The sequence below is a fragment of the Pedobacter suwonensis genome (assembly GCF_044762335.1).
Classification (GTDB): Bacteria; Bacteroidota; Bacteroidia; order Sphingobacteriales; family Sphingobacteriaceae; genus Pedobacter.
In genome coordinates, this window is record NZ_JBIWEB010000013.1 from 71,418 (window position 1) to 91,206 (window position 19,789).

The following is a 19,789-nucleotide window of genomic DNA, read 5'->3' on the forward strand; positions in this document are numbered from 1 at the left end:
CAGGATTATGCTGTTGCCGGACTTTCTATAATTTCAATTTGCGTTAAAACGTCCGCTCTTGTTACCGGGTAGCGTTTATTATTGATTATACCCTGATAAATGGCTTCGAAAAGTGGTAGATAACTCCCTACCTCCGATGGAATGTTCTCCTCGGTTTTCTTTCCATCAGTATCAATGGTCGTTAATAAACCATCTTTATTTGCAGGCTCAATACCATAACCCGGATCAGTTAATTTCATGCCTGCCAGCAACTGTTCTTCCTGAATATCGGTTCTTTGTTTAATGAAGCTGCCGTTTACGCCATGTAAAACAAATCCTGGCTGTGGGTTTACCACCAACATGCTCGAAGTAACAAAAACATGCTGGCTATCAGGGTAAGTCAGCTGAATTGAAAAGTAATCATCTACCAAAGTACCTTCCCTGTTTTTACCCAAAATTTTATGGTAATTTAAAGGTTTGCCAAACAGGCTGATTACCTGATCTAAAAGATGAGGACCTAAATCATATAGGAGTCCGCTGGCCTCAACGGGGTTCTCTTTAAATTTCTTTGGCCCGATTACGTTGCGGTAACGATCGTAACGTAAATGCATTTCGACCAGCTTACCCAGCTTACCACTTTCTATCACCTTACGTACGGATGTAAAATCGCTGTCCCAGCGGCGGTTCTGGTAAAAGAATATCTGTTTGCCTACGCTATCAGCCAGCTCGAAAAGTTCCTGTGCCTGTGCCGTTGTTGCAGTGAAAGGCTTCTCCACCAAAATATGTTTGTGTTTAGTTAAAGCTGCTTTTGAATGTTCGTAATGAAGATTGTTTGGGGTATTAACTACCACCAGTTCTATTTCGTCATCATTTAATAGTTCCTCAACACTATTGTAGCTTATAATAGCCGGATATTCATTTACTGCGTTTTTATGGCTGCGTTCTACTACAGCCCTTAAGGTAAAGCCGCTGTGTGCCTGCAAAAAAGGGGCATGAAACACTTTACCCGACATGCCATAAGCTAATAAACCCGCACTAATTGTTTTGTTGCTATTTGTATCCATAGGTTATAAATGTAACCAAAAATACCGTTACCATTCAAGCCCCCGTGTTAAAAAGCCTAAACGTTTTACTTAAGGCTTACACGTTTTTGCACTATCTTTGCGCTTATGAAGCCATCGGAGATTAATGCCAAGTGGAAAGTTTTACAGGAAAGAATTTCAACTGAATTTGAATCAGATTTTCCTGATTTAAAGGTGATGCTTTTTCTAATCGGCGTTCAGGAACTGGGCAAAGGCCCGAAGAAATACAGTAAGCGCCAGAAAGAAGAACTGATGCATATTGCCACCTGTCGTTTACTAAGCGAAATGGGATTTTATGAACTCGAGGGCTTAGACCAGGATGGCTGGCCACACTGGAAATTAATTAAAGCCATTCCGCCCTACACCATGCTGGAGCAGGAAATGTTGATGAAATCCTTGATCGTAAGTTATTTTGAGGATATTTATCCTGCAGATTAATTTATAGTGGTGTTGGATGTTCCCATCCGGAACAAGCTTATTAAAAACTTGGAACTCCGTGGTGTCAGATATTTCTATCTGACACTGTTTTACTCAACCAAAAGCTAACATCAGACTGCGCAGCATGCATCGTGGTGCTGGATTTTACCATCCGGAACAAGCTTATTAAAAACTTGGAAAGCAAGGCCATCTGCATTTTTTAATGTCAGTCGGGCTCGCTATATCTCCGATGCTGATGTAAAATCAGATCAGAGGATGCCGCTTTAATCCCGTTTAAGAACATTTGTTCGTACAACTATTTAGGGTTGCAGGGTGTGCTAGAAAACTTATCCGTGGTGTCAGATATTTCTACATGACACAGATCTACTTAGTTAGATGGCAACATCAGACATCGCCTAGGTAACCTGAGATAAGCGTCCCTAAATGAAAAAACCCCAGTGGTTGTACACTGGGGTGAATATATATTGACCTCATAGGTAGAGGGAATTTTTGATATTAACCTTGTTTTTGTGCGGTAGATTTTAAGGCATCATTTGCAACAATTACGATTTCTACACGACGGTTAGCTGCACGGCCTGCATCAGTGCTGTTATCTGCAATTGGCTCAGAAAAACCTTTACCAATGGTAACTAATCGTGAAGATGGAACACCTTGAGAAACCGCATAAGCTTTAACTGCAGCCGCTCTTCTCTCTGAAAGCCCCATGTTATATTGTTCGGTACCACGGCTATCGGTATGGCCAATAATTTTGATATCTGTATCAGGGTATTGGTTTAACGAAGAAGCTAAACTCTGAATATTGGTTTTCGCTGCGTCTTTTAAAGCAGTTTTATCAAAATCGAATAAAATACCACTATCAAATTTTACGATGATACCTTCCCCCTCACGGATCACCTCTGCATTAGGAATAGCTTTTTGAATTTCAGCAGCCTGTCTGTCCATTCTGCGACCGATAAAAGCTCCGGCTGTACCACCTATTGCCCCACCGATTAAAGCACCAACTGCTGTATTACCAGCTTTTTTACCGATTAATGCGCCAACTACACCGCCGGCCGCTGCGCCAATACCAGCACCTTTTTGTGTTTTAGTTAAACTATCACAACTTTGGAATGCTATCGATCCTACGGCTAATCCTATACTTAATGTGGCTATTCTTACTTTTGAAATACTCATGATATGCTAGATTTATAATTTCCACCAATATATTCAAACACAATGCCAAAAATATATAACGCCCGGTTTTCAATACATTTTTACCACTACCCCTGATAAACCGCAATTCTTTTCACAAAAAAAGAGTCCTGATAAATCAGGACTCTTGGCATACATTGTATCAATCTTAGTACAAAACTAAGCAGAGAAATAACTCTCCAGCTCTTTTAACGTGTTTTCGTCTGTTTTAAAATCTTTAATTACCTGCCCTTTTTCTACCAACACGATGCGATTACAGACATCGGTAACGTGATTTAAATCGTGACTAGAGATAAAGGTTGTCATGTTACCCGCCTGTGCCTTTAACAAGTTCTTCAAACGAATTTGGGTGGTTGGATCAAGGTTGGCAAAAGGTTCATCCAAAATCAATATTTCGGGCTTTTGCATCAAGGCAGCAGCAATACCTACTTTTACCTGGTTTCCCTTACTGAAATCACGGATGTACTTACCACTGTTCAGGATTTCACCATTAAAAAACTCACTATATTGGTTAAGGTATGCAGAAACATCGGCAACACTTAAATTGTGTAAACTTCCGATAAAAATAAAATACTCTTCAGGTGTCAAATAATCGATCAGGAAACCTTCATCCAAAAAAGATGCGGTATAATTTTTCCAGTTATCGTTTTGCATTACATTTTCGCCTTTGGATAAAACCTCGCCTGAAGTTGGGCGGATAAGATCTAAAAGCATCCTAAAGAAAGTAGTTTTACCAGCACCGTTATTCCCTACTAAACCAACGGTTTCGCCGGCCGCAATCTGCAGATCTTCGATGTTTACAACGGTTTTATCGCCATAAACTTTTTGTAATTTCTTAACTTCTAAAATCATAATTATTCTCTAAAGCCTTCGGCTATTTTATATCGTTGTTTTTCAAGTCGTTTTGCAATGTAATTTACCCAAAAGCCTCTTAACAAGAGCATGGCTAAACCAAATACACCCACCACGGCCAATCCCCAGTAAGGTTTATTTAATATGCCAAATGGAACGTACATGATAATGGGGGTAAGTGCGTAAGGGAACATTAAAAGCCATTGCGTAGCACCGGTTCCCTGGTAGTTAAAACTTGCGGCTTTGGTAATATCTAATCTTTTATAATTTAAGGTAGCCAGGTAAAGCACTACCACTGTTCCAAACCCGATGTTATAAAAATAGGCAGCCAAATGCAGCAGCAATAATTTTGGGCTCAAAAACCCATAAAAACTTGCCAACACCGTAATAATGGTACAACCAATAGTGAAAAGCAAAAATTTGGCCTTTATATAATCTCTAAAATTGATTTTATTGGCCAATATACCATCAAATTGGGCGCTTTGCCAGGCAAACATAAACTGCCCATAAATAATGATCGAAATACCGGTCATAAATATGGCGCCAAACATCATCTGGCCAAAAGCATCGCTATTTATCGCTTTTTCCTTATAAAAAATAAATCCATAAAAAAGAAAAAAAAAGCCCATAATTACTGCAGAGCGTGGACGTTTATGACGGAGAATTAATTTTAACTCTAAAGCAGCCAGCTCGCCAACTTTTCCAAAGCGGTTAAGGAAAGCATAATCGGTACTGCCCTTTTTCTCTTGTTTACTGCTTAACTCTTCCACGTAAAGGTTTTTACGCAGGAAACCGGAGTTGAAATAAAATATAGCTATCGCCGCAAAGGTAAATGCGAACGCATAATAAGGATGGGCAGCAATGGCACGGAACACAAAATCGGAGCCGGCCATAATTGAAATAACCTTATAATATTCCAAAGCGGCAAATGCTGCAATGATCACTAATCCGATAAAGGTATAAAGTGTATTGGTAATGGATTTTCGCTTAATGTATAACACCAGGTAATTGTTAAAAACCATCATTGAAAATATCGAAACCATATACATAATGGTGGTAATGGCACCTAGTGTGGGGGCTATTTTAATAAAACAGAAGGGCAGAAAAATAAAAAACGGCCAAAGGTTAAATGCTGAAAACAATGCTTTTACATTTAAAAACCTAATGATCTGGCTTCTGGAAATCCTTAAATGCAAATAAGGGATGATGCTTAAGGTCGGGAGCTCCTGAAACTGCAGACGCATGATAAAATCGAATGCGAAATAATAAAGAATGATGCCGTTGAAACTTTTAACTACATCCTGATTTGGAAAAAAGTAGGTCAATAAATGAGACATACCTAGTCCGGCTCCCAGGGCCAGCGTAAAAAAGTACAACATAAAGAAACCCAAAACAATCTGGCCGGCAATACTACTGCCCCGGTTCCGCGAACGCCAGAAAGATTTTCTTTGATGGCTTAAAAAAGTACTCAGCATATTTAGTTTAGGTGTTTGATTTTAGTCAGTTTATCTATTAGTATACATTAGGTACAAAATGTTACACTAATATCTGTATTTGTCTCTCCAGTTTTGCCTAAGCTTTTCGCGCAGTTTATCTTCTGCGGGGTTTTTACCCGGATCGTAGAGTTTTGTGCCGCTTAATTCTTCAGGAAAGTATTCCTGTGGCGAAAAATTACCTTCATATCCATGCGAATATTGGTAATCTTTACCATAGCCGATATTTTTCATCAGTTTGGTAGGTGCATTGCGGATGTGTAACGGCACAGGCAGATTACCCGTTTGCTTAACCAAAGCTTGTGCCTTGTTAATGGCTTCGTAAGCCGCATTACTTTTTGGCGAACTGGCCAGATAGGTTACACATTGCGATAAAATAATCCGTGCCTCCGGATAGCCGATTACATTGACAGCCGTGAAACAATTATTCGCCAATAACAGTGCATTTGGATTGGCATTGCCGATATCTTCTGAAGATAAAATCAACAACCTGCGGGCGATGAACAATGGATCTTCTCCACCTTCTATCATCCTGGCCAACCAATAAACTGCCGCATTCGGATCGCTGCCACGGATTGATTTAATGAATGCCGAAATGATATCGTAATGCTGTTCTCCGGCTTTATCATAAAGTGCCAGGTTCTGTTGCGCATGAGCCAGAACATTCTCATTGGTGAGCACAATTTTATCACCGCCTATACCATTGATGGCAATTTCGAGTACGTTTAATAATTTCCTTGCATCACCACCTGATAAACGGATTAAAGCCTCATGTGCTTTAATCGAAATTTTCTTCTCTACAAGAACAGTATCTTTTTTAATGGCTGTTTGCAATAAGCCCACCAATTCCTCTTCAGTAAGTGATTTCAAAATGTAAACCTGACAACGGGAAAGTAAAGCGGAAATAACTTCGAAAGATGGATTTTCTGTCGTAGCGCCAATCAAAGTAACTAGGCCCCGCTCTACAGCTCCCAACAAACTATCTTGCTGCGACTTACTGAAACGGTGAATCTCATCAATAAACAAAATAGGCAAACCCAAAAAGCTATCTTTTAACTGTGCGGCACGGTCAATCACCTCACGAATATCTTTCACGCCGCTGTTTATGGCACTCAAATTAAAAAAAGGCCGGTCTAAAGCTTGCGAAATAATATAGGCCAATGTGGTTTTACCAACTCCGGGCGGCCCCCAGAAAATCATGGATGGCAGCTGACCACTTTCAATCGCTTTGCGCAATACTGCCCCCTCTCCTACCAAATGCCGCTGGCCAACATATTCATTGAGGTTTTGAGGACGCATACGTTCGGCTAAAGGAGGTAGGTTTTGCATAATGGTAAATATATAAAAATTGAATATTTTGTTTGCCGATAATTTACCAACCAAACAGGAGCGGCATAAGTTTGCTACAGAGTCATAGATTAATAAAGAGGTAACTTATCAGTAAAAGTGTTTCTTCCGCGTTTGTAACGCGGACAATAGAGAGCGGCGATTGTATCGCCAAGTTTTATTTATCTGCATTATAAATGCAAAATCTCAATAATCCTCATTACAAATGAGGACCATTTGAGATAAATATCAGGGTGACGATCGCATATCAAAAAGAGCTAAAGTCTAATCCTCTATCCTGGAGTGATGCTTGGTATCTTTCATCGTAGCGTATAAAATCAGCGAGATTAAAATACATCCGGTTACATACCAATAAAAATAATTTTCGTGACCGATATTTTTAAACCAAAGTGCAAAATATTCTGCCGTTCCACCGAAAACAGCAACGGTTAAAGCATAAGGTAAACCCACACCCAAAGCCCTGATTTCAGCGGGGAATAATTCAGCTTTCACTACCGCATTAATACTCGTATACCCGCTGACGATAATTAATGCTCCAATCATCAATAAAAAGATGATGGTCGTGTTGGTCTCGCCGGCTAAGCCCGTTAATATAGGATAGGTAAATAAGGTACCCAATATCCCAAACCCGATTAAGAGCGGCTTTCTCCCGATTTTATCAGACAGCAAGCCGAATAAAGGCTGCATAATGGCAAAAACAAACAACGAAACAAAGGATAAAGTTGTAGAAGTTTCTTTACTCAGGTGAACCGTGTTCACGAGAAACTTTTGCATATAGGTACTAAAGGTATAAAAAGCGATGGTTCCGCCCAATGTTAGGCCCACTACGGTAAAAACCTCTTTCGGATACTTTAACAGCGCAGCCATTCCGCCTTTTTTGCCTCCGGTATTCTTACTTTTAAAAGCAGCCGTTTCATCAATATGCCTCCGCAGATACAGTGCAAAAAACGAGAGGACAGCACCTATAAAAAAGGGAATCCGCCAACCCCATGCATGTAATTCTTCAGGACTAAGCAACCAGTTCTGCAGGATCAGCTGGATGCCTAAAGCCAGCAACTGTCCGCCAATTAACGTTACATATTGAAAGCTTGAATAAAATCCACGGTGTTTTTTGGTGGCCATTTCGCTCAGATAGGTAGCGGAAGTTCCATATTCGCCTCCGGTACTCAAACCCTGAATCAATCTGGCAAAAACAAGCAATAACGGAGCAGCGATGCCGATCCTTTTGTAGCCAGGAGTTAAACCGATAATTAAAGACCCTATAGCCATAATCAGCACAGAAAGTGTCATGGAACGTTTTCTGCCCAGTTTATCGGCAATACTTCCAAATAACCAGCCACCAATAGGGCGCATTAAAAACCCTACCGCGAAAATTCCAGCCGTGTTTAACAATTGTGCCGTGGGATTGCTGTTCGGGAAAAAGGCAGGAGAAAAATATAATGCAAAAGCAGAGTAGGTATACCAGTCGTACCATTCAACCAGGTTCCCTACCGAACCACCAAATATAGATTTTAACCGGTATTCTACATCCTTAATTTCGTCTTTTTGTACTGTTTTTTCCATGGTGTAGAATTATTGAATGAATGAGCAATAAAATGATTGATTGAGAGAATTTTGAATGAGTAATTGCCGAATATGAAACTTAAATTAATAACACTTGTTTATCAAAAATATAATAATTTTATAAAGAAAGTGCGAAGTCATATCCGCCCTTACCCTTTCACTCCTTCATCGTTCAAAATTGAATCATAATAACAATGAAAGATAATTTTTCAACCCAATCTGCCGATTATGCCATTTACCGGCCCACTTATCCACAAGCGTTATATGATTATTTGTTCGACATGGTAAAAAATAAGGAAACGGCATGGGATTGTGCTACAGGAAATGGCCAGGTTGCACGGGTACTGGCACAGCACTTTGATGCGGTTTATGCCACAGACATTAGCGAAAATCAGTTAAAAAATGCTTTAAAGCTGCCCAACATTACTTATAAAGTAGAACCAGCAGAACAAATCTCGGTGGAGAATAATAGCTTCGATTTAATTACGGTGGCGCAGGCCATCCATTGGTTTAATTTCGAAGCGTTTTATGGGGAAGTAAAAAGAACACTAAAGCCAGATGGTCTTTTCGCGGTAATAGGTTATGGTTTAATGGTTATTGATAAAAAAGTAGATGCAGCAGTCCATAAGCTATATGAAGATATTTTGGGAAAATACTGGGATAGTGAACGCCGTTATATTGAAGAAGGTTATAAAACCATTCCATTTCCTTTCGAAGAAATTATTGCGCCGCATTTCCAGATCAAAACTACCTGGAATTTTAAACAGTTAATCGGTTATTTGAATACCTGGTCTGCATTACAACATTATAAAAAAGCTAACGAACGCAATCCATTAGAGTACATGTTTACCGAACTAAAAGAAGCCTGGGGGGATGATGCAGAAAAGGATGTCCATTTCCCGATTTTATTGCGGGTTGGGCGATAAATTTAACCACAGAGTCAACAGAGAAAAGGCACAGAGCACACTGAGTAAATTTTTAAGCGACTAAAGTTGCTCTGTTTACTCTGTGAAAACTCAGAGATCTCTGTGGTTAATTAAACTTCTATTTCAACAACTCCAGTATACCTAAAACTGTCAGTTTTTTCTGTTCGCCGCTTTGCATATCTTTTAAGGTCAGCTCTCCGCTGGAAATTTCATCTCCACCAACTAAAATAACATAAGGTATGTTTTTGGCATCGGCATAAGCCATTTGTTTTTTGAGCTTCGCTGAACTTGGGTATAACTCTGCTGCAATTCCGGCATTTCTAAGCTGCTGAACAATCGGCAAGGCATATTTCTCCGCTGCTTCATCGAAATTGCTGATCAAAACTTTCGTTCCCACTTCTGCTGAGGCAGGGAAAAGGTTCAGTTCTTCCAGTACATCATAAATGCGGTCTGCGCCAAAAGAAACACCTACGCCGGTTAAACCTTTCAAGCCAAACATACCGGTTAAATCATCATATCTGCCACCGCCACCAATGCTGCCCATGGCCACTTCGTTGGTTTTAACTTCGAAAATACAACCCGTATAATAATTTAATCCACGGGCTAAAGTAATGTCTAATTCTAATTTCGCAGTTAAAGGTAAACCATAAGCAATAAGGCTCTCTACATAGTCAAAAACCTGTTCTATTTCTGCAATACCTTTTAAACCGGTTTCAGATTCAGCTAAAACTTCTTTCAGGCTGGCCAGTTTCTCCTCATTAAAACCTTCTAACAAAATTACCGGACGGAGTTTTTCCAAATCCTGTTCTGTAAAACCCCGTTCTAACAATTCTTTACTTACACCATCTAGGCCAATTTTATCCAGCTTATCGATGGCTACCGTCATATCAATGATCAATTCCGGCTTACCGATAATTTCGGCAATACCTGATAAAATTTTACGGTTATTAATCTTGACGGTGAAATCTTTCAAGCCCAATTTGCTTAAGGCCTCATTGTAAATCAAAATAAATTCGGCTTCGTTCAATAAACTTTCAGAACCTACCACATCCACATCACACTGGTAAAACTCACGGTACCTGCCTTTTTGGGGACGATCGGCACGCCAAACCGGCTGTACCTGAAAGCGTTTAAAAGGCAAGGTAATTTCGTGCTGGTGCATCACCACATAACGGGCAAAAGGTACAGTTAAATCGTAACGTAATGCTTTTTCGGAGATTAAAGGAATCAGCTTGTTACTATTATCTTCTTCAGTAAAATCGAACGCTTTTTTTTTCGGATCTTTAAGATAATCCCCGCTGTTTAAAATTTTAAAAATCAGCTTATCCCCTTCATCGCCATATTTGCCAGTCAGGGTAGACAGGTTTTCGAAACTTGGTGTCTGGATTTCGGCATAACCATATTTCCTGAAAACCGTTTTAATGGTATCATAAATAAAGTTGCGTTTAACCATTTCAACCGGAGAAAAATCGCGGGTACCTTTTGCTAATGAGGGTTTAATAACTGACATAGCCGCAAAAGTACAAAAATGTAAGGTAATGTCTAAACCTCGCAGGTTTTTAAAACCTGCGAGGTCTGAAAAATCATTTCCCCAATACTTCTTTCACCATTTCCCTGTTCGGTTTAGATACCGGGATTTTATCGCCATTATTCATCAATAGCGTTCCGCCATCTTCTTTTAACCAGCTTTTAACAAATTTTGGATTTACCAGGTGACTTTGGTGCGCCCGTACAAAGCCATGCGGTTTTAGTAGATCTGAATACTCCTTCAGTGGTTTCGAGATCAGGATTTTATCACCATTGCTTAAAAAGAAAAAAGTATAGGTATTATCGGCTACGCAACGGATAATATTATCAACAGGAACATACCGGATTTCGTGCTGTTGAGGCAAGGCAATTTTCGGGCTGCTCGATTCACTTTTTTTAATCTGGCTCAACAAAAAATTAAGCTGCTCACCATTTATTTTATTCCTGAACCTGATTTCAGCCTTTTCTACCGCAGCTTTCAGCTCTTCAGGATCAACTGGTTTAAGCAGATAATCAAGGGCCGCAAATTTTACTGCCTGGATGCCATAATGATCGTAAGCGGTTACAAAAACAACCTCAAAAGTTTTCTCATTGAGCAGGTTCAACAGATCAAAACCTGTTGTTTTACCCATCTGGATATCCAGGAAAAGCAGATCAGGATGATGCAGGTTAACCTGTGCAAAAGCATTGTCAATATTGGATGCACTGGCTACCACTTTGATATCGGGACAGTGTTTATCCAGTAAAATCTTTAGATTTTCTAAATTGGCGACTTCATCATCTACTAAAATTGTCCGCATTTTATAACCATTGATTAATTGTGATCCGGATTAAAGTTCCATTTGCATCTGCTTTCATCTCCAACAAAAAGGTGGTTTCTTTGTAAATCGAATTCAGTAAAGATATTCTGTTTTTGGTCAAAGCCAAACCCAAGCCGGCATAATCTTTTTCTACATCGAAACCATTGCCGTTATCTTTTACACTTAATATCAAATCCGTTTCTTGTTTTATAAAACTGATTTCAATCTTTCCGTCATTCCCTTTTCCGGCAATGCCATGTTTCACCGCATTTTCTACAAAAGGCTGTAAAAGCATCGCCGGAATTTCGATATTCTCCACATCCAGATCAGACGAAGCAGTGATAATATACTGACAGCCAAAACGTAACTGCTCCATCTGCAGGTAATCATCTAATAACGTTTTTTCTGCTGTTAAGCTGATGAGTTCCTTATGGTCTAAAACATTACGCGTTAATCGGGCAAATTTGCTAAGGTAACGGTTGGCATTGTCGATTTCATTTTTGTTCATCAGGTTTTGGATGCCAGCAAGTGCATTAAACAAAAAGTGTGGGTTTAACTGCGAACGAACAGAATCTAACTGGAGTTTGGCAATTTCTTTTTCCTGCAATTTCTGAGCAATTATTTTGGCAGCTCTTTTTTTACGGTTATTGAGAATTAAAACCAATATGAGCCCGCAGAAACCACCTATAATCCCCCCCTTTAAAAAGTCTTTTGACGTGAAGAAACTTTCTTTTGGTTTTTCTACTATGAATCGAAGACTTTGCGTTAATGCCTTATTTTTCCAATAACCAAACGCTTTAGTTTTTGGATATACCGAAACCACGTATTTGCCGGGTTTAACAAAGTTTGCAACATCAACATCTCCAATTATCATATCAGTACCCTCAATCAATTTCCATTTAGGCTCGAGCAAAGCAGACGAGTGAGTGTCAATATGATCAACATCTACAGCATATAGAATATTAAAATCTGTGTTTTTCATGGAAATCCTCATGCCTTTTAGGTTTTCATCAATAATTAGATGCCTGTTGGCTTTAATTTTTTCGGATGAATTTCCACGTAATAATTCAAAGGATAGTGATCTTGGTGCTACAAGCGATTTATTATATATGATTACTGAACTGACTCTTTTTTTTCCAACAATATTGAAAATTTGGATTTCAATTTTCTTATTTACAATATTAAATACACCTAAATCAACAGCAACATAATTTGGTAATATACTGCCCCGGCCCCACTTATATTTTACTTTTATTGGAATAGCATCTTTTTTAAGTATTATTGAGTCATTTTCTATAATTGAATATCTATAAAAACTTAGACTATCCTTTTGTATTCTACTTTCAAGCTCAATTGATGTTGCCCCATTCAATAAAACAATATTGTTTAAAGCAGAATTCAAATATTCAAAGGGTGTAACTTTTTTCGTACCACTATCTACTACAAGAAATACATTGCATTTAGAAAATTTTGCCGCAACTGAATAGTGCATTGGATTACCATACTCATCAACCAAATATTTACTTTTCTGTGCATGGGCTACAATGGCCAGTAGTATTAGCGAAAGGGAAAAGATTATCTTTTTCATGCGTTTAATTTTTCATAAACATCTTGCAAAAAATCTGCTTAAGAAATATTAAAACAGGATATAGTCTGGATGAACTAGTAAAAGAGTTTGTTGAACCAGTATTTAAATCTGAGCGCCACATTTAATGATAGAATTGTAAACCATAATATCCATATAAAAAGATTCAAAAGAACGGTCGTCATTCCCGCGCAGGCGGGGATCTTAATGCAAGATAAAGACTCCAATAAGAGATTACGATTCGAAATAGTGTTGGGAATGACACAAAAGATTAAAAGCATCGTCCTCTGAGCATAGTCGAAGAATCCAATGTCTAGCTAAAAAAGATCCTTCGTTGCACTACCATTGACAGACTCCAATAGAGTGGTCGTCATCGTGACCGGAGCTACGGGAAGTGGAGAGATCTATTTAGTTAGATTTTGCTTCGCAGAGCCTTCGGGTTCTCGACTGCGTTGTACTGCGCTCGAAATGAAAGTAACACGAGGGAATTTTTAAATGAAGATTAATTACTGTCAATCATATCGATTTTATCCAATAAATTATCCTCAGGATGACAGCTTTTTCTGTTATCCCCCGGCCTTTTTCACTTTATAACCATCTTTTTGCAAAATACCCATCACCTTATCGCGAACATCACCCTGAATCATGATTTCGCCATCTTTAACCGATCCGCCTACACCACATTTGGTCTTCAGCATTTTGCCCAACACCTCTAAATCTTCTGAACGCCCTCGAAAACCGGTAATTAACGTTACGGCCTTACCTCCACGGTTCTTTTTATCCAGCATCACCCTTAAATCCTGCTGATTGTTTGGCAAAGTAACGGTATCATCAACTTCTTCTTCGTATTCGAACTCCGGATTGGTAGAATACATAATTCCACCAAGGTCGCTTAAACTATTTTTCTTCGATTTCATGGTTATAATTGTAATATGGGAGATGTAAAATGGATGATGATAGATGGTTAATTGTTTTAATCGGTTAATTAACTCGCAACTCCAAGCTCCAAACTTAACTACGGAACGATCACTTTTAAAGAAAGTGGCTTAACCACCGCTTCAATCTCAGCGCCCATCTGCAAAGGCTCCCCGTCAACATGCACCGCACCGGCCATTTCTCTTATGATTTTAATGTTTTTCCCTTTAATAATCTCGATCATATCAGATGTTTCGGCTTTCCCATTTAACATTACATAACCCAATAATGGTAATTTTATTATGGGGAAAGGTTTGATAATGCAAACATCCAATAATCCATCTTTTACCGATGCATTTGGTGCGATGTACACATCATTTCCATATTGAGATGAATTGGCAATACTAATAGCAAAGGCTTTCCGGGTATAAGTTTTATCATCAATATCCAGCTGATAAATTTGCGGTTTATAATTGAAAACCTCCTTAAAGCCCAGTTTTACATAGCCTGATAAACCGCGTTTTTTATCCTTCGAAAAAACAGCACTCAGGTGAGCATCAAATCCCATTCCGGCCAGGTTGAAAAAACATTTTTTATTAAACTCGGCCGTATCAATTTTATCGATCTTAAAATCATTGATGATGGAAAGCGCGTACCTTAAGTTTTTGGAAATATTCAGAAAGCGGGCAAGGCCATTGCCTGATCCCAGCGGTAAAATTCCTAAAATTTTCTGGTGCTTTAATACTTTTGTAGCCACTTCATTTATGGTACCATCGCCACCCGCAGCAACAATTACATCAAAGTTTTTGGTAGCCGCTTCATCTGCCAATTCGCTGGCATGCCCCACATATTCACTAAAAACGAAGTTTGGACTAAACTTTTCCTTATTTAAATATTTATCTATAAAATCGGGGATACGCCGTTTCCCTCTCCCACCGGAGATAGGGTTTATGATAAAGAGAATATTGATCTTTGTGTGCAAAGTGTAAGATTGAGTGCACAAAATAATCTATAATTTTTGAAATAAAGAAAATATGCTAATTTTGCCACAGTAAAAAGTGGATTGATTTGCTATCCCGATACCGCGGGACCGGATTGCAACCACTTAAAAAAATTGCTAATGCCTCCTTTCAATCATTTCAACACCTGTTTCCAAGGGGTTTGGCAATCATAAATTTGTTTATTTATCATTAATTATTTAATAAATGTCATATTTATTTACATCAGAATCTGTTTCTGAAGGTCACCCAGATAAAATCGCCGATCAAATTTCGGATGCGTTAATTGACAACTTTCTGGCTTTCGATCCAGAATCAAAAGTAGCTTGCGAAACTTTGGTTACTACGGGTCAGGTTATTTTGGCGGGTGAGGTGAAATCTAAAACATATTTAGATGTACAGCAGATTGCGCGCGATGTAATCAAGAAAATTGGTTACACCAAAAGCGAATACATGTTCGAGGCCAACTCCTGCGGTATTTTATCTGCCATACACGAGCAGTCGCAAGATATCAACCAGGGTGTAGATAGAAGCAGCAAAGAAGAACAGGGCGCGGGCGATCAGGGTATGATGTTTGGTTATGCAACCAACGAAACTGAAGATTATATGCCTTTGGCATTAAACCTTTCTCATAAATTATTACAGGAACTTGCTGTTTTACGCCGCGAAAATAATGAAATCACTTATTTACGCCCGGATGCAAAAAGTCAGGTGACTTTAGAATACGATGATAACAATAAACCTGTTCGCATTGATGCCATTGTAATCTCTACACAACATGATGATTTTGATGAAGAAGCAAGCATGCTGGCCAAAATCAAAACTGACCTGGTTAATATTTTAATTCCGCGCATCATCAAAAACAATCCGCAGTATGCGCATTTATTTAATGATCAGATTGAGTACCATATTAACCCAACCGGTAAATTTGTAATTGGTGGTCCGCATGGGGATACGGGTTTAACCGGTAGAAAAATCATCGTTGATACTTACGGCGGTAAAGGTGCACATGGAGGTGGGGCTTTCTCGGGTAAAGATCCAAGTAAAGTAGATCGAAGTGCGGCTTATGCTACCCGCCATATTGCTAAAAATTTAGTGGCTGCCGGCATTGCTGATGAAATTTTAGTTCAGGTATCTTACGCAATCGGTGTGGCTAAGCCAATGGGTATTTATATCAATACTTACGGAACGGGTAAAGTAGGTAAAACCGACGGTGAAATTGCTAAAATCGTGGAGTCGATTTTTGATATGCGTCCTTACTTTATTGAGCAACGTTTAAAATTAAGAAACCCGATTTATAGCGAAACCGCAGCTTACGGACACATGGGCCGTACGCCAGAAACGGTTACCAAAACTTTCAGAACACCAAACGGCGAAGAAAAAACCGTATCAGTTGAGTTGTTTACCTGGGAGAAATTAGATTACGTAGATCAGGTTAAAGCTGCTTTCGGTATTTAATCCTTCTAATAAAATGATATAAAAAGGCGTTTTTGCGACATTGCAGAACGCCTTTTTTGTTTTCCTGTTTGGTGGTCCATCAAACAGTAGAAAAACCACTATGTTTTTTTTGGAAAAGCAGGGTTCCGCATCTATCGGTTCCGAAAGTCCTGCCACCCGCTTTATCCCGACTTTAAGTCGGGATGCCTGCTCCTGTCAGGTTTAGTTAAGTTAGGCAGGTGGTTCTTAGGAAGAAATCTCCCCTCACAAGTAGATACCTGGAGCACTGAAGCTTTCCGACAATAGGAGCAAAAAAATCACCGATCTAAACCTGATTGACACGAAAATCCTTTTTTGCCACCCACAATTAGCTTTTACCGCAGTTAAAGTGAAGGGAAAAAAGATTGAAGCAAAAAGCAGGACGGACATTAAAAAAGCTACTGCAATTGCTTTCCAAAAACCAACATACAATATGTAACTTTTTCTCTTTACTATGCCGATCTTGGGTCGGATGCCAACATCCAACACCAAATAATACTTGCAAAAATCTGACTTATCCAAACCTGATTGAAGCGGGTAGCTCCCGATTTTTTTCTAATCGGGACTACAAGCAAAAAGCAGGACGGACATTAATAAGATTCACTGCAATTGCTTTCCAAAAATCAACAAACAACATTTAACTTTTTCCCTTTACTATGCCGATTTTGGGTCGGATGGCCACATCCAACGCCACAAATATCCAAAACTACGCTAAAACATTAAAGTCCATTATTTTTCATAAACAATAACTCTTTATCATCGAAATGCTCATCATCAATACTATATGATTTAATATCTGCGATTTTCATCTCATCAACTGCATCAACAAAATTTTGAAATCTGGCAGTTTTACCTGGTTTGATGATTACGATCATATGCTTCGATGGATTGTTCTGATGGGTAGCTGCAACCAATAGCTTATTCGCCATAATTTCCTTTGGTAGATCTGCAACAGGCATTACTTTCATATTGGCCTTTTCAATAGTACCCATGTAAGAAATGGCCCTATTACCTTTACCCAATACAATAGTCATGGTGCGCGATTCAGGAAAATTTGCTTTGATATTAATATCCGTCTTATCTGGCTTAGCAATATCGGCAGCATTTAACTGGCTCAGCGTTGTGGTGAGCATAAAAAATGTGGTCAATAAAAACATGAGATCTACCATTGCTGTAAGATCTACCCTTGGTGTTACTTTTTTGGTTCTTCCTTTTGCAGCCTTGCCGCTTTGAGATTCGTTTAGCGTTGCCATATGATTTAGGTTTTTTAATAATGATGACAAGGCTCGCCAAATTGCACAAAAAAAGCGGCTAAAAATTTAACCGCTTGAGAAAGGTCAGTAATGACCGATTTTTTAACGCAAATTATTTCACCGCTTCGATAACCCCACAGCCCACCCGTGGTCCTGAGTTACCCGTTGGTTGCGTGGTATAATCATCCGTACCCCCATGCACGATAATTCCCCTGCCAATAATATTTTTAATATCGCCATCTTTAATACTCCATCTATCCGTAGTAACCGAAAGTGTGGCATGGCCTTTACCGTCTAACTTGATGTTGCCAATATCGCCACTGTGGTACGCTGCCGATCCCCATTTGCCGTGGGCCTCTTTAGTTGGGTTCCAGTGGCCGTGTGTATTTTCGCCCATGTTGCCACAATCGCCATGTTCGTGAAAGTGTACCGCCACATTGCTGTCGGCGCGTGCCGCAAAATTCATTTCAATATCCATCTTAATTTTCCCATCGCTCAATTCATAAAACTTTGCTGTTCCGATGGTTTTCGTATTGTCTGCTGTTTCAGTCAAGGTGGCCCGGGCAATTTCTTTATCGGTTTTAGTACAAGCACCTACAATCGCAATACCAGCAATCGCTAAGCTTAAAAAGTATTTTTTCATATGATTAGATTTTAGTTTAATGAAGAACAGACGGGCCATCATTTAGTTTGGTTTAAAAAGAATGATGGCAAAACCATTTTGCACGCCACTTGTTTAATCACTATAAAATAGTACAACTATGGAACAGCCAAATGAAATGAACACTTTAAGTCAAATTTTAGAAAAATTGAGGCTGAAAGGAAAAGATAACGAACTAAAAATATCTGATCACGGTAAGATGCAAAGTAAATCGTTGGGTAAGATTTACAAACCAGAGGATTTAACTATTGTTAAAACCTACCGCTTTGAAGGAGATTCAGACCCTGCAGACAATTCAGTATTGTATCTGATAGAAGATAAAGAAAAAAATATTGGATATGTATTAGATGCTTACGGAACATATTCTGATAATGAAGGTCCGGCATTTGATGATTTTTTAAAGAAAATTCCAACAGAAAACAGGGACGAACAGGAACTGTTCTCTTAATAACCTCAGCTTATAATATAAAGGAGAAGCAGCGTAATCTGATTCTCCTTTTTTTATTTTAAATGAGTATCGGTCTATAATTCCCTAATTTTGCGCCTCATTTACGAGCCCCAGATGAAAAGCAAAATTAATATTCCGCCCATACCTGCTGTTTTACTATCCATTATTAGTGTGCAATGTGGGGCGGCAATTGCAAAAGGGCTTTTTCCACAAATCGGGGCAGCTGCAACAGCATCTTTACGGATCGGCTTATCAGCTGTAATCTTAATAATTGCCTTTAGGCCAAACCTATTTAAACTTAATGCTAAACAATGGAAATACGTGATCCTATATGGTGTTTGTTTAGGGGTAATGAATATGGTTTTTTATATGGCCATCGCCCGGATTCCGATCGGTTTAGGGGTAACTTTAGAATTTGTTGGCCCACTGGGACTTGCTATTTTTGGTTCGAAAAAACCTATTGATTTTCTATGGGTGGTACTTGCTGCAACAGGCATTGTATTAATCACCCCATGGACGGGCACAGGACTTAATTTAGCGGGCGTACTGCTGGCGCTTTTGGCTGGTGTTTTCTGGGCGTTTTATATCATTTTGGGCGGTAGAATTTCCAAAATGATGAAAGGAGGCGATGCCGTTGCTATCGGGATGTTGTTTGCTACCCTGGTCATTTTGCCTTTCGGCATTTATGGCGGTGGTTTGAGCACGCTAAATCCTAAATTAATTGGGTTGGGAGCGGCACTTGCATTACTTTCAAGCGCCATACCCTTCACCTTAGAAATGAAAGCATTTAAGCAGCTTCCGCCTCGCACTTTTAGTATTTTAATGAGTGTTGAACCTGCTATGGCCTCTTTAGCAGCACTGGTATTTTTACAGGAATACCTCAGCTTAAAAGAGTGTTTTGCTGTTGCTTTTGTTGTAATTGCTTCCGTAGGCTCTTCCTTAACTACTAAGTATAGTAAAAGATAATCAGGCTAATTTTTCTGTTTTATAGATCACAATATCATCGGTTAACCAACTGGCTTGCGCGACAAAACCTAAGAGGTAAGGCTGCTTATTATGCAGATCCAAACCTGCCTGGTCTTTCCATTCCTCCTGAAAAATAAACGTATTAGTATCTCCTGCCTCATGCAGGTCGTACTGAATGCAAGCTTCCTCGGTACGCGAATTTGCAACCATATTCAGCAGCATAGCTCTTAGTTCATCCACGGTTTCTTTTTTGCTTTTAACTATCGCTGTTAAATAAATGCTCATATAT

Annotated in this window: 19 protein-coding genes; 5 read left to right on the top strand and 14 right to left on the bottom strand. The window is 39.1% G+C overall.

The features are described 5' to 3' along the window. Positions 1 to 5: 5 nt before the first annotated feature. On the bottom strand, positions 6 to 1,043 hold the full coding sequence (locus ACIQXP_RS18350; RefSeq protein ID WP_387506602.1) for a Gfo/Idh/MocA family oxidoreductase: 1,038 nt from the start codon (positions 1,041 to 1,043) through the stop codon (positions 6 to 8). Between the two features lie 105 nt (positions 1,044 to 1,148). Here ACIQXP_RS18350 and ACIQXP_RS18355 point away from each other — a divergent pair, with 105 nt between their 5' ends. Next, positions 1,149 to 1,499, top strand: coding sequence for a hypothetical protein (locus ACIQXP_RS18355; RefSeq protein ID WP_145857791.1), 351 nt, complete (start codon positions 1,149 to 1,151; stop codon positions 1,497 to 1,499). A gap of 495 nt (positions 1,500 to 1,994) precedes the next feature. Here the strand turns inward: ACIQXP_RS18355 and ACIQXP_RS18360 are convergent, their stop codons facing one another. From ACIQXP_RS18360 to ACIQXP_RS18380, 5 genes are all read right to left on the bottom strand, one after another. Beyond that, positions 1,995 to 2,672, bottom strand: a complete 678-nt coding sequence (locus ACIQXP_RS18360) for a YiaD family glycine zipper/OmpA-like lipoprotein (RefSeq protein ID WP_293742697.1) — start codon at positions 2,670 to 2,672, stop codon at positions 1,995 to 1,997. Between the two features lie 177 nt (positions 2,673 to 2,849). Then, positions 2,850 to 3,542 (bottom strand): ABC transporter ATP-binding protein, encoded by a 693-nt coding sequence (locus ACIQXP_RS18365; protein ID WP_293742696.1) that lies wholly within the window; start codon positions 3,540 to 3,542, stop codon positions 2,850 to 2,852. 2 nt (positions 3,543 to 3,544) lie between these two features. Next, entirely contained in the window at positions 3,545 to 5,017 is a 1,473-nt protein-coding gene (locus ACIQXP_RS18370; protein ID WP_387506605.1) for a DUF5687 family protein, read from the bottom strand. Between the two features lie 66 nt (positions 5,018 to 5,083). Next, positions 5,084 to 6,364 carry a replication-associated recombination protein A gene (locus ACIQXP_RS18375; protein WP_387506606.1) on the bottom strand — a complete coding sequence of 427 codons (1,281 nt, stop codon included), beginning with the start codon at positions 6,362 to 6,364 and terminating at the stop codon, positions 5,084 to 5,086. 282 nt (positions 6,365 to 6,646) lie between these two features. Continuing rightward, the gene (locus ACIQXP_RS18380) at positions 6,647 to 7,945 is read right to left on the bottom strand and encodes an MFS transporter (protein WP_293742693.1); all 1,299 of its coding nucleotides are present in this window, start codon (positions 7,943 to 7,945) and stop codon (positions 6,647 to 6,649) included. A 194-nt stretch (positions 7,946 to 8,139) separates the two neighbouring features. Between ACIQXP_RS18380 and ACIQXP_RS18385 the strand changes: the two genes are divergently transcribed. Next, positions 8,140 to 8,871 (top strand): class I SAM-dependent methyltransferase, encoded by a 732-nt coding sequence (locus ACIQXP_RS18385; RefSeq protein WP_387506609.1) that lies wholly within the window; start codon positions 8,140 to 8,142, stop codon positions 8,869 to 8,871. A gap of 118 nt (positions 8,872 to 8,989) precedes the next feature. Here ACIQXP_RS18385 and hisS read toward each other — a convergent pair whose 3' ends face one another. From hisS to ACIQXP_RS18410, 5 genes are all read right to left on the bottom strand, one after another. After that, positions 8,990 to 10,381 (bottom strand): histidine--tRNA ligase, encoded by a 1,392-nt coding sequence (gene hisS, locus ACIQXP_RS18390; RefSeq protein ID WP_387506612.1) that lies wholly within the window; start codon positions 10,379 to 10,381, stop codon positions 8,990 to 8,992. Positions 10,382 to 10,454: 73 nt separating this feature from the next. After that, positions 10,455 to 11,198: a LytR/AlgR family response regulator transcription factor gene (locus ACIQXP_RS18395; RefSeq protein WP_387506615.1), complete on the bottom strand. Its 744-nt coding sequence runs from the start codon at positions 11,196 to 11,198 to the stop codon at positions 10,455 to 10,457. Between the two features lies 1 nt (position 11,199). After that, positions 11,200 to 12,786 carry a sensor histidine kinase gene (locus ACIQXP_RS18400; protein WP_387506617.1) on the bottom strand — a complete coding sequence of 529 codons (1,587 nt, stop codon included), beginning with the start codon at positions 12,784 to 12,786 and terminating at the stop codon, positions 11,200 to 11,202. A 563-nt stretch (positions 12,787 to 13,349) separates the two neighbouring features. Beyond that, positions 13,350 to 13,700 (bottom strand): translation initiation factor, encoded by a 351-nt coding sequence (locus ACIQXP_RS18405; protein ID WP_145857810.1) that lies wholly within the window; start codon positions 13,698 to 13,700, stop codon positions 13,350 to 13,352. Positions 13,701 to 13,798: 98 nt separating this feature from the next. After that, positions 13,799 to 14,680 carry a diacylglycerol/lipid kinase family protein gene (locus ACIQXP_RS18410; RefSeq protein WP_293742688.1) on the bottom strand — a complete coding sequence of 294 codons (882 nt, stop codon included), beginning with the start codon at positions 14,678 to 14,680 and terminating at the stop codon, positions 13,799 to 13,801. A gap of 223 nt (positions 14,681 to 14,903) precedes the next feature. Here ACIQXP_RS18410 and metK point away from each other — a divergent pair, with 223 nt between their 5' ends. Beyond that, positions 14,904 to 16,154, top strand: coding sequence for a methionine adenosyltransferase (gene metK, locus ACIQXP_RS18415; protein WP_293742687.1), 1,251 nt, complete (start codon positions 14,904 to 14,906; stop codon positions 16,152 to 16,154). Positions 16,155 to 16,891: 737 nt separating this feature from the next. On the opposite strand, the gene ACIQXP_RS18420 is transcribed toward metK, so the two are convergent. Together ACIQXP_RS18420 and ACIQXP_RS18425 are read right to left on the bottom strand one after the other, a co-directional pair. Then, a complete protein-coding gene (locus ACIQXP_RS18420) occupies positions 16,892 to 17,425 on the bottom strand; it encodes a biopolymer transporter ExbD (RefSeq protein ID WP_293742686.1) in 534 nt (177 codons plus the stop codon). Positions 17,426 to 17,537: 112 nt separating this feature from the next. After that, complete coding sequence (locus ACIQXP_RS18425) at positions 17,538 to 18,068, bottom strand: superoxide dismutase family protein (RefSeq protein ID WP_387506621.1); 531 nt, start codon at positions 18,066 to 18,068, stop codon at positions 17,538 to 17,540. 118 nt (positions 18,069 to 18,186) lie between these two features. Here ACIQXP_RS18425 and ACIQXP_RS18430 point away from each other — a divergent pair, with 118 nt between their 5' ends. Then, positions 18,187 to 18,534, top strand: a complete 348-nt coding sequence (locus ACIQXP_RS18430) for a hypothetical protein (protein WP_387506625.1) — start codon at positions 18,187 to 18,189, stop codon at positions 18,532 to 18,534. 114 nt (positions 18,535 to 18,648) lie between these two features. Next, the gene (locus ACIQXP_RS18435; RefSeq protein WP_387506626.1) at positions 18,649 to 19,500 is read left to right on the top strand and encodes an EamA family transporter; all 852 of its coding nucleotides are present in this window, start codon (positions 18,649 to 18,651) and stop codon (positions 19,498 to 19,500) included. Here the strand turns inward: ACIQXP_RS18435 and ACIQXP_RS18440 are convergent, their stop codons facing one another. Beyond that, positions 19,501 to 19,785 (bottom strand): putative quinol monooxygenase, encoded by a 285-nt coding sequence (locus tag ACIQXP_RS18440; RefSeq protein ID WP_387506628.1) that lies wholly within the window; start codon positions 19,783 to 19,785, stop codon positions 19,501 to 19,503. Positions 19,786 to 19,789: the final 4 nt, after the last annotated feature.

Excerpts from the sequence above, each read along its gene's own strand:
- metK (WP_293742687.1), top strand. The coding sequence starts at position 14,904 with ATGTCATATTTATTTACATCAGAATCTGTTTCTGAAGGTCACCCAGAT.
- ACIQXP_RS18395 (WP_387506615.1), bottom strand. The coding sequence starts at position 11,198 with ATGCGGACAATTTTAGTAGATGATGAAGTCGCCAATTTAGAAAATCTA.
- ACIQXP_RS18360 (WP_293742697.1), bottom strand. The coding sequence starts at position 2,672 with ATGAGTATTTCAAAAGTAAGAATAGCCACATTAAGTATAGGATTAGCC.
- ACIQXP_RS18380 (WP_293742693.1), bottom strand. The coding sequence starts at position 7,945 with ATGGAAAAAACAGTACAAAAAGACGAAATTAAGGATGTAGAATACCGG.
- ACIQXP_RS18435 (WP_387506626.1), top strand. The coding sequence starts at position 18,649 with ATGAAAAGCAAAATTAATATTCCGCCCATACCTGCTGTTTTACTATCC.
- ACIQXP_RS18425 (WP_387506621.1), bottom strand. The coding sequence starts at position 18,068 with ATGAAAAAATACTTTTTAAGCTTAGCGATTGCTGGTATTGCGATTGTA.
- ACIQXP_RS18375 (WP_387506606.1), bottom strand. The coding sequence starts at position 6,364 with ATGCAAAACCTACCTCCTTTAGCCGAACGTATGCGTCCTCAAAACCTC.
- ACIQXP_RS18400 (WP_387506617.1), bottom strand. The coding sequence starts at position 12,786 with ATGAAAAAGATAATCTTTTCCCTTTCGCTAATACTACTGGCCATTGTA.
- ACIQXP_RS18420 (WP_293742686.1), bottom strand. The coding sequence starts at position 17,425 with ATGGCAACGCTAAACGAATCTCAAAGCGGCAAGGCTGCAAAAGGAAGA.
- ACIQXP_RS18350 (WP_387506602.1), bottom strand. The coding sequence starts at position 1,043 with ATGGATACAAATAGCAACAAAACAATTAGTGCGGGTTTATTAGCTTAT.
- ACIQXP_RS18430 (WP_387506625.1), top strand. The coding sequence starts at position 18,187 with ATGGAACAGCCAAATGAAATGAACACTTTAAGTCAAATTTTAGAAAAA.
- ACIQXP_RS18440 (WP_387506628.1), bottom strand. The coding sequence starts at position 19,785 with ATGAGCATTTATTTAACAGCGATAGTTAAAAGCAAAAAAGAAACCGTG.
- ACIQXP_RS18370 (WP_387506605.1), bottom strand. The coding sequence starts at position 5,017 with ATGCTGAGTACTTTTTTAAGCCATCAAAGAAAATCTTTCTGGCGTTCG.
- ACIQXP_RS18355 (WP_145857791.1), top strand. The coding sequence starts at position 1,149 with ATGAAGCCATCGGAGATTAATGCCAAGTGGAAAGTTTTACAGGAAAGA.
- hisS (WP_387506612.1), bottom strand. The coding sequence starts at position 10,381 with ATGTCAGTTATTAAACCCTCATTAGCAAAAGGTACCCGCGATTTTTCT.
- ACIQXP_RS18405 (WP_145857810.1), bottom strand. The coding sequence starts at position 13,700 with ATGAAATCGAAGAAAAATAGTTTAAGCGACCTTGGTGGAATTATGTAT.
- ACIQXP_RS18385 (WP_387506609.1), top strand. The coding sequence starts at position 8,140 with ATGAAAGATAATTTTTCAACCCAATCTGCCGATTATGCCATTTACCGG.
- ACIQXP_RS18365 (WP_293742696.1), bottom strand. The coding sequence starts at position 3,542 with ATGATTTTAGAAGTTAAGAAATTACAAAAAGTTTATGGCGATAAAACC.